Origin of the sequence: Acinetobacter rathckeae (assembly GCF_015627125.1) — a bacterium.
GTDB lineage: Bacteria > Pseudomonadota > Gammaproteobacteria > Pseudomonadales > Moraxellaceae > Acinetobacter > Acinetobacter rathckeae.
This window is the reverse complement of the sequence record NZ_VTDO01000007.1, coordinates 1-13,799: the sequence shown is the minus strand read 5'-3', so window position 1 is coordinate 13,799 and position 13,799 is coordinate 1. Positions and strand designations below refer to the sequence as shown.

Below are 13,799 nucleotides of genomic sequence, written 5' to 3'. Positions count from 1 at the left end.
TTGACCAAATGGCTCTGGGATAAAAAACCAATTTAGAAAGAAATCAGTTTGTTATTGACTAAACTTACAACATCTATATTAAGCCTTTCTATAAAAATAAATTTTATCCGTATAAGACTAATCCCCCCCTTAACAGGAAATTATTTTAAATATATAATTTATAAAATATTTTATGTCTTAGCTATGATCTCAAATACACTTCTTTTAAAACGATTAAACAATTATTTTCTTATTTTTTTCACTTTAATATTTTTGATTGCTCTCGTTGGGTTTATTGACAGCAACATTAGCCAATTTGTACTGCATGATTATAAAACATTTATCATCATTGTCTATATTGCATCGCTATCCATCTTTTTATTTGATTTAATTACAAAGATGACTCATCGCTTAATACAAAATAAATCACTTCATAAAGAAAATACTCAATTCATTCACCAAGTAAAAAACTTAAAAGAACAAGAAAAGCTATTTTTATCACTCTTCATTGACAAAAATGCATTAGAGCTTCCTTTTTCAGATAAAGAACCTGCATTAGGTTTATTAGAGAGTAAAAAGCTACTTATAAGCACATATCAAAAAGACACACATGGAAAAATACTATACCGCATAGATCCTATGATTTTTGATGAGCTAAAAAGAAACCCAAACTTGTTGTTTTAAAAGAACAAGTGAATTACTAAAGAGCATCGAAGGAATCCGTGACCAAATAATAAATTAGAATCTTATTTTGAGAATCACTATACTTTATAGAAACAATATCATCAGCTCAACGAGTTCAAGCATATCGAAAAATAAATAAAGCATATGATGATGTATTAATGGTTCCTAGAGTGAATAACTTTCATTAAGCCATTAATCTATAATATTTGCCACAAAACCCAATTCGTTTATAAATGGCATAAAAAAAGCCCTTACTATATTCAATAGTAAGGGCTTTTGGAATATGGTGGCGAGACCCAGGATCGAACTGGGGACACACGGATTTTCAATCCGTTGCTCTACCGACTGAGCTATCACGCCAATGGGTGTATTAAGCCTGAATTATGCCATTGAGTCAATAAAAAACTTTAACATTTCAAATGATTGAGCAATGTTTAGACAAAAAAAATCTCTGATGAGATCAGAGATATAAAAACACAAATTTATGGTGGCGAGACCCAGGATCGAACTGGGGACACACGGATTTTCAATCCGTTGCTCTACCGACTGAGCTATCACGCCAATGTGGAGCGTATTAAACACGTTTCAAAGCATTTCGTCAAGAGATAAATCTAAATTTATCTCTTCATATGTTATAAAAGACCTGTTTATTCACAAAAACTTCCAATCATCCGTGCATCATACAGATGCAAGATAATTTATAAATACAGCCAACATGGTATAATGCTAATGGGCATTAAACCTGCCAAGCCATCCAAGATGGCAACATGAAACAGCCATAGTTATTTAGAATTAGCCATTTTGAGGAATGTGTTTATGACACAACGTATCAGTGAAGTAGTGAGAAACACCAACGAAACTAAAATTAAAGTGCGTGTCAATCTCGATGGTACAGGTCAAGGCACACTCAATACAGGTGTTCCATTTTTGGATCATATGATTGATCAAATCAAACGTCATGGCTTATTTGATATAGATATTCACTGTGATGGCGACTTAGAAATTGACGATCACCATACTGTTGAAGACTGTGGTATTACCCTAGGGCAAGCATTTGCACAAGCACTGGGTGACAAAAAAGGTATTCGCCGTTATGGGCATTTTTATGCACCACTTGATGAATCTTTATCTCGTGTTGTAGTTGATATTTCAGGTCGCCCGGGTTTGTTTATGGATATTCCTTTTACCCGTGCTCGTATTGGTACATTTGATGTTGACTTATTTTCAGAATTCTTCCAAGGTTTTGTTAATCACTCACTCATGACCTTACATATAGATAATATTAAAGGGAAAAATAGCCATCACCAAATTGAAAGTACCTTTAAAGCCTTCGCTCGTGCATTACGTATGGCATGTGAGCAAGACCCACGTGCTGCAGGCACAATCGCATCAACTAAAGGAAGTTTATAATGACTCGTATTGCGCTACTTGACTATGGCATGGGCAACTTGCATTCAGCAGCAAAAGCACTTGAACATGTTGGTGCAACTGTTGATGTCACCAATGATCCTAAAGTGGTTGCACGTGCAGATAAAATTGTATTTCCTGGCGTAGGTGCAATGCGTGACTGCATTCAAGGCATGCAAGATGCAGGCATTGATGATGTCATTAAGCAAATGGCATTAAATAAACCTGTCTTAGCCATTTGTGTAGGCATGCAAGCACTGATGAACCGTTCAGAGGAAAATGGCGGTAGCGATGCTTTAGGTATTTTTGATGGTGTGGTTAAGCAGTTTCCTGAACAACCCAACCTTAAAGTCCCTCACATGGGTTGGAATCAAGTACAACAAGTTGACCCAAGCCATCCCATGTGGAATAACATTGCTCAAAACAGTCGTTTTTATTTTGTGCATAGTTTTTATGTCGAGCCTACAGAGCAAGCTCTCATTGCTGCTCACTGTGATTATGGCGTTAACTTTTGTGCAGCAATTCATAAAGAAAACTTATTTGCAACGCAATTTCACCCTGAAAAAAGCCACACTGCAGGGTTGCAATTACTCAAAAACTTTGTTGAATGGCAAATATAATATTGCCTATAATAAAAAACCAGCAACATTGCTGGTTTTTTTTTATTAAGCTAATTCACATTTATTCATTTTGAGAACAATAATGACTCAACCTTTTGAACAGCAACAAAACCGTTCACCTTCAATATTTAGTGCCAATGGCCGCTTAGGGCGTCTTTCATATGCAGCTTGGAGTCTTTTCACCCTATTTATCATTGCTGTAGTCGCTGGAGGCGGTTTTAGCATTTTAGAGCCTATGAGACATGGTGACTCATCAAACGCACAACTTACTGTTTTAGTTTTAATTTTAATTGCAATACCCATTTTTTATGTAACAGTTGTATTGGGGATCAAACGCTTACATGACATCAATAAAGTCGGCTGGCTCTTTCTACTGAATTTTGTACCTTTAGTCAGCTTCTTTTTTACATTTTACTTACTGTATGCCAAAGGTACTCAAGGCCCAAACACCTACGGCCCAGTTCCTACAACCAAAACATGGCACAAAGTTCTAGGTTGGCCAACGCTCGCTATGCCTATAGTTATAGGCTTTGCAGCGATTGCAAGTATTATTTACAGTAGTACTATGACTCCAACATCTGTTACAGAAATTTCAAAGGAAACGACTTATATTGAGCAAAAAATTGCATCTGAACCTGTTGCAAGCTTAGTCAAAGGCTCTTAAAACCATTGTTTTCGTCTAAATTATTCTACGATCGGACATAATTTACTTTAGTGATGTTTCAATAATTTGTTACTATCATGCTTCATTTTATGATGTGATGTTAAAGGTGTTTAACTATGCTGATCATTCCAGCGATTGACTTAAAAGATGGCAAATGCGTACGACTCAAACAAGGTCGTATGGAAGACGATACTGTATTTTCAGATGACCCTGTTGCAACAGCAACCCATTGGGTCAATGAAGGTGCTCGCCGTTTGCATTTAGTTGATTTAAATGGTGCATTTGCTGGAACACCCATTCATAAAAATGTCGTTGAAGCGATTGCAAAAGCACACCCTACACTTCCTATTCAAATTGGCGGTGGTATACGCTCACTCGAAACCATTGAACATTATTTAGATGCAGGCGTATCTTATGTCATTATTGGTACCAAAGCCGCTAAAGAGCCTGAATTTGTAGAAGAAGCATGTAAAGCGTTTGCAGGTAAAATTATTGTAGGTATTGATGCTAAAGATGGCTTTGTCGCAACCGATGGTTGGGCCAATGTACTTGACATCAAAGCCACTGATTTAGCGAAACGTTTTGCTGATGCGGGCGTATCAAGTATTGTTTATACAGATATTGCACGCGATGGCATGATGCAAGGTGTAAACGTTGAACAAACTGTGGCTTTAGCACAATACTGTGGCTTACCGATTATTGCATCGGGTGGTGTGACTAATTTAGACGATGTAAAACATTTAAAAGGCCAAACAGGTATTTTAGGTGCGATTACAGGCCGTGCAATTTATGAAGGTACATTACAACTTGCCGAAGCACAGGCTTTGCTTGATGCCTAATCAAGATTAAATACAAAAAGGAGCAAGTCATGCTCCTTTTTTTTATTATAGAATAATATCGTCATTTTAAGGTTATGCTATATTTTATCTAAACCACACCACTTCGATATACACGCTCTGTATTGCAAAAGACTTAACACTGCAAAAAGGTTAACAAGAACATATGAAAGGTACAATTTTAGATTTTTCGATACAGCAAGGGAGCGGTTTAATTGCTGCCGAAGATGATCAACGCTATGAATTTAAAAAGGAAAGCTGGAAAGATCACTCAGCACCACAAAAAGGGATGACTGTAGATTTTTCTGCACAATATGGCCAAGCACAAGATATTTATATTATTTCCACACCAACAACGATCGTTTACCAACAGATTGGTACAAAAAATCGTATTGTGGCCGCTTTACTCGCTTTCTTCTTAGGTGGCTTTGGTGCTCACAAGTTTTATTTAGGTCAAATTGGTTGGGGATTTGTCTATTTACTTTTTTGCTGGACATTCATTCCTGCTTTTGTTGCATTTATTGAATTTATTATTTATCTGTGTACTTCAGATGAAAAATTCGCTGCCAAATATGGCTAATCATCCAGTTCCCCCTAATATCTACACAAGACATTAGGGGTGATCTTATTTATTTGGCAGGTTGACCCCATTTATTATTTTCTTGTTTTGTATCTGAAGCCCAAAAAACAACCAGCGGAATAATACCAATAATGGTAAAAACAAGAAGCTGCCACCAACCTGAACGGCCAGTATCATGTAAGCGACGCGTACCTGCAGCAAGTATAGGAATAAATGTTGCTAAATTCCATAATAGGTTAACAATCCCCATATTTGAATGTATAAGAAGATCTATGATTTGGGCTACTATACCCACAATAATCAAAGCTAAATAAAATAACCAAAACTCTTTTCGACGTGCTCGCCCACTAAAATTTGCATAGTTTTCAAAGCATTTTTTTGTCCAGTCTATAATCGTATATTGCTCTTCTGGATTATCAATCTTTGGTGTAAAAGGTGTTTGTGTTTGTAAGGCCAAGTACACACCTACTGCAGTTCCTGTAGTTGGTTCAATGGCAAAGTCAACATACATTCCTTTTTGTGGTGCTGCTTGTTCCCTCCATTGCTGTCCCGAAAACTCATAACGATTGCCATCTTCTGCAGCAATTACCCCAACCCCTTGCTGTATCGAAAAATCTAAAATATTACCTTTCATTTTTACCTCAAAATATTTATATGTTGTTATCTATCTACGTTCACAATAGACGTATTTTTCATAATATATATTATCTTGATGACATTGGTAATATATTGCTATATATCGAAAACTTTATCTTAAAGTGAGATACACTATTTTAACTACTCAACGCAGTATTCTAACGCTTTTTATTGAGTACCCATATGGATTTAAACCGTCTAAATTGGAATGATCTTAGAATTTTTTTAACTGTGGCCCGCAGTAAAACTTTATCTTCTGCCGCAAAACAGTTAGCAGTTGATGACTCCACTGTGAGCAGAAGAATTACGCATTTAGAATATCATCTCAATAGCGCCTTACTTGAAAGAGATCATCAAGGTATTCACTTAACACCTCAAGGCGAACAACTACTACAACATGTTGAAGAGATGGAGCGAGCAGCCCTTTCTCTGATTGAGAGTGTGAGCAATACAGTATCTGAACCACATGGTCGGGTAAGAGTTGCATCTATGGAAGGTATTGCAACACTCTATCTTGCAGGTCAGTTTTCGACCTTAAAAACACGTCACCCCTCGTTACAGATTGAACTCGTCACATCATCAACCATGATTCATGTTAACAGACGTGAAGCAGATATTTTCTTAAGCTTTTTTCCTTTAGAAGCCAGGGGGCTTGATGCTTTACCTATTGGTGAGTTTGCATTGTATTTATATGCATCTGAATCGTATTTAGCACAGAAGGGTTGCCCAAAATCTAAAGCAGATTTAGTGAACCATGATTTTGTTTCATATATTAATGATCTCATACAACTCGATACTGTACGATGGTTAGACGAAGCCATTAGCCAGCCGAACATTGTCTTTTGTTCGACCAGTATGCTTTCTCAAATGTATGCTGCCGCAGCTGGTATGGGCATTGTGATGCTACCTAACTTTGCACATGCAGAAAGTTTAGGTTTAGTCAGAATCTTAGATGACCAAATAGATGTCTCTAGAACCTTATGGATGTCTGTACACCAAGACCTCAGATATACTCGTAGAATAAAAACCACCATGTCTTTTCTGTATGAAATATTCAAACAGGACTACCCTTGCCCACCAAATATTATTATGAAAGAGCTCTAATATTTGATGGGACATTCAATCACTCAATTAGTCATTCAATAGTGTTGAGTCTAACGGAGCAAAATCAACTTTAGATGTATCATCTATAAACTTCGCAGGCGTATCACGTTGACGAGTGACCGTTAAATCAAACACATCGTAACGATTATAATATCCAACAATATCGTGATATTGCTTCGGCTCTACACATGTATTAAGATCAAATGTTGCATAAGCAATCCCTTCTTCATTTTGTAAAGTATCACCAATAACTTCGCTTGTCGGGGTAATAAATTGCGTTGCAGCTCTTGGCGTATTTAACAATACATCAATTGCATCTTGGTCTGCATTTTTTGATAAGCAATCAATCATGGTTTGATCCATAAACCCGGCACTAATAATGCCAAATACTTTTGCTTCAAAACAATGGCTACTTGCTCGAATACGGTTAGCCTCTAAATTATTAAAATTCTGCACCCCAGGTTTACGTGTCGGCCAAATTGCAGGCCATGCAGAAATATGAATTTGTTCACCTTGAGCCGCTAAACTGTACTTAGCCAGTGGGTTGGTATTCTCACCACAAATAAGTGCACCAATTTTACCAATTTTTGTATCTACTACCTGCAATCCTTTGCCGTCACCTGCAGCCCACACCATTTTTTCATAAAAGGTAGGAACAAGTTTTCGATGATGATTTAATACCTCACCATCATCACCAATAATAATATTACTGTTCCAAATACAACCAACACTAACCTCAGTGGCTTCGCTGAAACCAAGTGAAATGAACACACCATGACGTTTTGCAGCAGCACGAATTGCACATATCTCTGGGCCATTCACTAACAAGCTATTTTCCACCATAATTTTAAACCAGTCATGGTTATAAATAGGTGCCCACAGTGCAGCCCAGACTGGAAAACCGGGTATAAATGATTCTGGAAATACAACCAGTTCTGCACCATTTTTTGCAGCTTCATCAATAATTGAAAGTGCCTTTTGAACAGTTGCAGCTTTGTTCATATAAATAGGGGCGACATGTGCTGCTGCAACTTTTGTAACAGGTAATTTAATCATAAGGAAATACTCAAAATATTGAATTTAATCTGAGTAAAATCAAAAGGCTTTTACTCAGATTGATCATTAATGTTGAACAGGTTTATGTACACCTAAGCCAGACTCTCTACGTACAGAGAATTCTTTCCATGAATTTTGTGAATAACGGCTAGGAAATAATAAAGAGAAAATAATGACCAATAAAAATCCAACAGGAATAGAAATAATGCCAGGATTCTTTAAGCTGATAAGCGGTTTTTCTAAACCAACCAAACTCGTTGCTTGATCTGGTGTACTGGTAATTTTCTCTACTGCTGTAGTACGAGATTTTTTCCACTCAGCAAGTTCACTTTCAGATGCTTTTAATACACCACTTTCAGCTTGGCTAATTTTTGTATCTAAAGTTTTTACAGTGATTACCGCAGCCTCTTTTTGCAATACGGGATAAGTCATATTCGGTGAAATTAAAACTAAACCAATTGAAAGGACTGTTCCACCAATCACACCTACAAGTACGCCTGCGGTACTACATCTTTTCCAATACAAAGTCATGAGTAATGCAGGTAAATTGGCAGAAGCTGCAACGGCGTAACCTAAACCAACCAAGTGAGCAACATTTTGTCCTTTGGCTGAAATTCCCACACCAATCGCAATAAGTACCATAATAATCGTTGCCACTCTGGCAGCATTTCTTTGCTCAAGCTCAGTCGCTTGACCATTCTTAATTGCCCCCACATAAACATCATGTGCCAAAGAAGAGGCTGCAGCCAAAGTTAAGCCAGCAACCACTGCCACAATCGTTGCAAAAGATACCGCTGCAACCAATGCCAATAAGAAGTTACCCATCATGCTATCGGCCCCACCACCCAAATACTGTGCAAGCATAGGTGCAGCAAGGTTGCCACCTTTATCTATTTTAGAAATTGCAAGTGGACCAATATTGAGTGCCGATGAGAAGCCAATGACAATAATAAATAGATGACAAACACCAATTGCTAACATTGCCCATAAAGCAGATGCTCTAGCCGCTTGCGCATTTGCTACTGTAAAAAATCGCATTAAAATATGTGGCATGGCCGCTGTACCTAGCACAAGTGCAAGGCTTAAAGAGAATTGCTCTAAAGGGCTTTTTAAATATAAACCGGGTTCTAAAAAACGTTGTCCTGCTTCAGTCGCAGATAGCGTTGACGAAGAACCTAACAAAGATAAAACATGCTGTTGAATAAAGGGATTACTCACAACTGACTTAAAGAAACCATTAATATTAAAACCGTATGGCACCCAAGTTAAAATCACAAGTAAAAAACAAAATGATATTAAAACCAATGCTTTAAAGAGCTGAATGGCTGTTGTCGCACGCATTCCCCCAAACAATACGTAGCTCAACATTAATCCCCCAACAACAACTACAGATGTTTCGTATGGAATATCAATCAAAGCTTTAATAATGACAGCACCACCTACAATTTGTGGAACCATATAAAACAGCGCAACCAAAATACTAGAGATCGCAACAACAAACTTTGTAGACCTAAAATGATTTCTTAAGGATAAAATATCACCTAAAGTATACTTTCCTAAATTACGGCACGGTTCTGCAACCAAGAGTAATACAGGAATAAAAGAAACAAAGAAGCCAACCAGATAGATACTTCCATCAAGCCCATACAGTGCAATCAAACCAGACACACCTAAAAAGGCAGCAGCAGACAAATAATCTCCTGCAATGGCTATGCCATTAGTACGGCCTGAGATACTGCCACCCCCAGTATAAAAGTCACCGGTAGTGGTATTTTTCTTTGCGGCTAAATAAATCACAGCAAAGGTTAAGACAAACAATAATGCAAAAATAAAAAAGGTAAAATTACGACTACTATCCGATACTAAAGTCGACTGTGCTAAAGTATATTGGCTGACTAAGCTAATGCTCAAGACACCCAATATACGACGTATATTGATGCTTAAATGATTCATAATATAACCGTATAAAAAGGAAATGAGAGGAAACTAGCTATTTTCAGCATGAGTAGAAATGAGTTGTTTTGACATCTCATCTATTTTCTTTAATTCAATGACATAACGCCATGCGATTAATCCACCAACAACATATTGAGCAACCACCAATAATAGTCCGACATTAATCGCACCCATCACTTGAATACGTAAAAAACTTGGAGAGACAACAGAAAAAAACGGGATAGAGAAAAAGAAAATCATGCAAATTAAAAATAATTTGAGTGTGACTTTTCTTCTTTTGACAACAAGTTGATTAAACTGAGGATCTGCATAAATACGATCCCATGCATGTGCCTGATTCATAATTACTCCTAGACGATACACCCCAAATAACGACGACACAGCAATTAACAAAATACAATTAAAACAATCTATTAAGGAAAATAATTCATCACTACAGAACTTAAAGAACCATTGCTGTTAAAACTAGTGTACTGAAGTAAATTTATGCGTAAAAGCTGAGTTTTTTCAAAGGCTCTTGCAAAAATACCTGAACTATAAAAAGACATTCTTTTTTAATATGCACTTATTATGTACAATAAAAAACGGAGTATCTTTCAAAGATACTCCGCTCAAATATGAATAAAAAACCTATCGTTAATTTCCGTATCACTTTGCTCAAAATGGCATACCACTACGCCTTTAAATACTTTTTATTGCCACTTTAGCTTTCAAAAGATGCCTTGTACTGCCTTTAAAATAAAATAACTACCTATACCTAACAGCAAAAAACTAAAACAGATTTTTAGTCGTTGAGGAGATAATTGATGTGCAACTTTCGCACCTATTTTTGCTGTTAAAAAACTCATACTACTAATACCGATAAAGGCATAAATATGTACATAGCCTAGTGTATGAGGTAATTCTACCACCTGACTTTTACCAAACCACATAAAACCTAAAGCACCTGCTAAAGCAATTGGAAAGCCACATGCTGCTGATGTTGCTACGGCTTTTTGCATAACAATACCGCACCGATTTAAATAAGGGACCGTAAGAGAGCCTCCACCAATACCAAATATTGCAGAAGCAATACCAATCACAGCACCTGCCCCTAACTGATTTTTTAGAGAAGGAAGCGTCTTTGTCTTTCTTTCATCTACAATCGTTTTTCTTGCATTAAACATAGTGTATGCAATGGTTAGTGCAAAAATTCCAACTAAAAACTGTAAGACATAACCTGAGAGTATGCCCGCAATCCCTGCTCCAAAAAAAGAGCCAAGACAAAGACCAAAACTTAAATTTTTAACTACTGGCCAAAGTACTGCATTTTTTTTATGGTGCGCTAAGATTGAGCTTATAGACGTCACAAGAATTGTGGCTAAAGATGTACCTAAAGCCAGATGCATAATCACATTTAGAGGATAGCCTTGTTGCTGAAATACCACATATAAAATAGGTACAATAATTAAACCACCACCTACACCAAACAGACCTGCAGTAAACCCTGCAATGCCCCCAATTAAAAAATAAATAAGTATATCCATACTTGATGCTCAGTTTTGCAAAATTTGATCTATGTGCAAAATCGATACCAAAGCAAATACTACTGACCTACCGATAAAACCATTTTTGTGATAACACTATAATTATAGGCGTAAATATTATTATTTATTTCAGTTTACTACATGGCTCAAATCCACCTATAAATCACACATCGTGACTAGATTTGAACCATGGATTATTATCAATTTATAAATTCCACACAGCTTAAAATGAAATCATTTTTCCAGGTTGTAAAGCAATTTGTGCACTATACATACATTTTGCTAGTGGAATAGCCACGGGTGCAAACATACGGCCTAGCGGAATGTTTTTATGTTCAATTTGGGTCAAAATTTCATAATCTTTGTTATGACCAAAAACATCATCTGCAATCGCTTTACCAATACGTACAGTTTGAGCAACCCCATGACCACTCCAACCATGCACCGCATAAACAGGCACTTTTGCTGTAGTTTTTCGGCTATCTACAGCCCCATTTACCGTCAAATCTGTTGTACCACTCCACACAAAATCAAATGCAGTTTCAACCTGTGGAAATACAGCAGAAATACGCCCAAGTAAATATTCAGAAGTTTTATCTACCTGCCAACATGACCCTGTGCCCTGTCCACCAAATAACAACCTATTTTTAGACACCCCCCGGTAGTAATCAATCTGTAGTTGTGTGTCATATACAGGGTAACTTTTAGGTAAAATGTCTTCAAGATTAATATCTAAAGGCTTTGTTACCCCAACATAGGTAAAAAATGGAATGGTTGTCTCTGCATTTTGTTCTAAAAGCTGAAATGATGCATGATGTACAGCCATGACAACTGCTTTACGTGCTTTAATGACCCCTTGTGCTGTTTCTACAATGGTACAATCTTCTTGTTCTGTAATTGCTGTAACCTCTGTATTTTCATACACTGCACCCTTATTTTTTAAAAAGCCAGATACTAAGCCTCTATTCAAAGCAAGTGGATGAATCTGTCCACCTAAGGCATCAATCAGACCGCCGTGATAACTTTCTGAATTTACATACTCAAGCAATTCATGCTTACCCACAATTTTAGTATTTGACTCTCCTAAAAAAATACGAGCATCTGCCCCTTTTGTAAGTGACAATACATGCCCAGGATGCACAGCAGCGGTAATATGACCATAGCTACGGGCTAGATTTAACTCATATTTAGCACTAATATCATCAATCAATTGCATGGCTTCAGTAGAGGTAAAATGCCACAATTTTTTTGCTTCTTCATGGCTTAGGTGCTGAATCATATCTTCAGCCTCCCAACGTGCTAAGCCTGGTGTGAGCTGCCCGCCATTACGACCAGATGCCGCACTACCAACCCGATCTTTCTCAACCAATACTACCTCAAGCCCCTGCTCTGCCAAATGTAATGCAGATGATGCACCTAACAAACCCGCACCCACCACAACAACATCACAGGTCAAATCTTTTTCCAGTGCATCGAATGTAAGCCAAGGAGCAAGAGAGCTTTCATAGTAGTTGGCAGGTATTTCACCATCTGCATGAGGATAAGAACTCCAGTTCCAGTCTTGGCCATTTAAACGATTTTTACTGGGTTTAAATTCAATATCATCTAAAATAATAGGTTTACTCATGATCATCACTCCAAAATTTTCTTTATACGCCACTAATACGTAAGGTCTGTTTTGTCAGTTTCTTATATACAAAGAAGATCACGCCAACAGCGAACCATAACCCACCAAAAATCATGGCTTCACGATCTAAATTGAACCAAAGACAAACAATCGCTAGTACCGAAATAAGTGGTAAAACCAAGTTTAAAAACATATTTTTTATGCCTGTTCTTTGTGATTCTTTCACATAAAAACGCATAAATACCGAAAAGTTTACCGCAGTAAAAGCAATCAATGCACCAAAGCTTATTAGACTGACCACTTGTGCAAGATCTAAAAACATTGCAGCCAAAGACACAGCACCAACAAAAAGTGTAGAAAATAATGGTGTGCCCCATTTTTCACTCAAATGACCAAAGGTTTTTTGATTAAAGATACCATCTTTACCCATAATAAAAAGCAATCGTGAAGCACTAGCATGACTGGCTAACCCCGATGCGACGGTATTCATAATTTGTCCGACCAAAAATACAGATTGAAATAAAGCCCCTCCAACAATCAGTACAATTTCAGGCAATGCCTCGTCTGGATTTTTAAACAAGCGATTACTTGGAAAATACAGCTGAATAAACCATGATGCAGTAAAAAATATAATACCGCCAATGAGCGTGGTTAAAATAATCGCCTTAGGAATATTCACTTTTGGGTTATTTGTTTCGTGTGCTAAAGTCGTTACCGCATCAAAACCTAAAAATGAAAAACACAAAATAGATGCACCCGCAATTAAAGGTAAAAGTGCCGTGTGTTCACTGAATAAAGGGGTTAAAGTCCATAGCGTCTGATAATCTGGTGATTTACCTACACCCATAATTACTAAATAAACAAAAACCAGCATTAGCACCACAGGGGCAAGCACAAAAATAAGACTGAGATTTGCAAGTAATTTCACTCTAAAGCAATTAATCAAAGTGACAAAACCTGCAGATAACATGACCCAAAACCAATAAGGTAGGCTTGGAAATAAAGCAGACAAGTAAATACCGCATAACAACGCATTAATTAAAGGCAATAACAAATAATCAAGTAACGTACACCAACCAATAAAGAAACCAGCAGATGCACCACAGCTTTCTGCGGTATAGGTG

General features: G+C 37.1%; 14 protein-coding genes and 2 tRNA genes. 7 read left to right on the top strand and 9 right to left on the bottom strand.

From position 1 onward, the window contains the following. Positions 1-183: 183 nt before the first annotated feature. Positions 184-663 carry a super-infection exclusion protein B gene (locus I2F31_RS10755; protein ID WP_195769495.1) on the top strand — a complete coding sequence of 160 codons (480 nt, stop codon included), beginning with the start codon at positions 184-186 and terminating at the stop codon, positions 661-663. Positions 664-947: 284 nt separating this feature from the next. Here I2F31_RS10755 and I2F31_RS10750 read toward each other — a convergent pair. Both I2F31_RS10750 and I2F31_RS10745 read right to left on the bottom strand, forming a co-directional pair. After that, positions 948-1,023, bottom strand: a tRNA-Phe gene (locus I2F31_RS10750). Positions 1,024-1,148: 125 nt separating this feature from the next. Next, positions 1,149-1,224: transfer RNA gene (locus I2F31_RS10745), tRNA-Phe, on the bottom strand. A gap of 255 nt (positions 1,225-1,479) precedes the next feature. On the opposite strand from I2F31_RS10745, the gene hisB reads away from it, so the two are divergent. From hisB to I2F31_RS10720, 5 genes are all read left to right on the top strand, one after another. Continuing rightward, positions 1,480-2,073, top strand: a complete 594-nt coding sequence (hisB, locus tag I2F31_RS10740; protein WP_195769494.1) for an imidazoleglycerol-phosphate dehydratase HisB — start codon at positions 1,480-1,482, stop codon at positions 2,071-2,073. After that, positions 2,073-2,690 carry an imidazole glycerol phosphate synthase subunit HisH gene (hisH, locus tag I2F31_RS10735; RefSeq protein ID WP_195769493.1) on the top strand — a complete coding sequence of 206 codons (618 nt, stop codon included), beginning with the start codon at positions 2,073-2,075 and terminating at the stop codon, positions 2,688-2,690. The genes hisB and hisH overlap by 1 nt, the downstream gene beginning before the upstream one ends. Before the next feature lie 82 nt (positions 2,691-2,772). Beyond that, entirely contained in the window at positions 2,773-3,354 is a 582-nt protein-coding gene (locus tag I2F31_RS10730) for a DUF805 domain-containing protein (protein WP_195773891.1), read from the top strand. 116 nt (positions 3,355-3,470) lie between these two features. After that, positions 3,471-4,193, top strand: a complete 723-nt coding sequence (hisA, locus tag I2F31_RS10725) for a 1-(5-phosphoribosyl)-5-[(5-phosphoribosylamino)methylideneamino]imidazole-4-carboxamide isomerase (RefSeq protein ID WP_195769491.1) — start codon at positions 3,471-3,473, stop codon at positions 4,191-4,193. 163 nt (positions 4,194-4,356) lie between these two features. Further along, complete coding sequence (locus tag I2F31_RS10720; protein ID WP_195769490.1) at positions 4,357-4,770, top strand: TM2 domain-containing protein; 414 nt, start codon at positions 4,357-4,359, stop codon at positions 4,768-4,770. 49 nt (positions 4,771-4,819) lie between these two features. Here the strand turns inward: I2F31_RS10720 and I2F31_RS10715 are convergent, their stop codons facing one another. Next, positions 4,820-5,404, bottom strand: coding sequence for a DUF805 domain-containing protein (locus I2F31_RS10715; RefSeq protein WP_195769489.1), 585 nt, complete (start codon positions 5,402-5,404; stop codon positions 4,820-4,822). Positions 5,405-5,589: 185 nt separating this feature from the next. Between I2F31_RS10715 and I2F31_RS10710 the strand changes: the two genes are divergently transcribed. After that, positions 5,590-6,510: a LysR family transcriptional regulator gene (locus I2F31_RS10710; protein ID WP_195769488.1), complete on the top strand. Its 921-nt coding sequence runs from the start codon at positions 5,590-5,592 to the stop codon at positions 6,508-6,510. Positions 6,511-6,537: 27 nt separating this feature from the next. Here the strand turns inward: I2F31_RS10710 and I2F31_RS10705 are convergent, their stop codons facing one another. From I2F31_RS10705 to I2F31_RS10680, 6 genes are all read right to left on the bottom strand, one after another. Next, positions 6,538-7,566: a carbon-nitrogen hydrolase family protein gene (locus I2F31_RS10705; RefSeq protein ID WP_213014873.1), complete on the bottom strand. Its 1,029-nt coding sequence runs from the start codon at positions 7,564-7,566 to the stop codon at positions 6,538-6,540. Between the two features lie 66 nt (positions 7,567-7,632). Then, positions 7,633-9,519 (bottom strand): solute symporter family protein, encoded by a 1,887-nt coding sequence (locus tag I2F31_RS10700; protein ID WP_195769487.1) that lies wholly within the window; start codon positions 9,517-9,519, stop codon positions 7,633-7,635. A 33-nt stretch (positions 9,520-9,552) separates the two neighbouring features. After that, positions 9,553-9,864 (bottom strand): DUF485 domain-containing protein, encoded by a 312-nt coding sequence (locus I2F31_RS10695; RefSeq protein ID WP_195769486.1) that lies wholly within the window; start codon positions 9,862-9,864, stop codon positions 9,553-9,555. A gap of 368 nt (positions 9,865-10,232) precedes the next feature. Next, positions 10,233-11,048, bottom strand: a complete 816-nt coding sequence (locus I2F31_RS10690) for a sulfite exporter TauE/SafE family protein (RefSeq protein ID WP_195773890.1) — start codon at positions 11,046-11,048, stop codon at positions 10,233-10,235. Between the two features lie 223 nt (positions 11,049-11,271). Then, positions 11,272-12,684, bottom strand: coding sequence for an NAD(P)/FAD-dependent oxidoreductase (locus tag I2F31_RS10685; RefSeq protein WP_323127579.1), 1,413 nt, complete (start codon positions 12,682-12,684; stop codon positions 11,272-11,274). Between the two features lie 13 nt (positions 12,685-12,697). Beyond that, positions 12,698-13,799, bottom strand: a 1,102-nt coding sequence (locus I2F31_RS10680; protein ID WP_195773888.1) for an APC family permease, incomplete at its 5' end; no start/stop codon positions are given.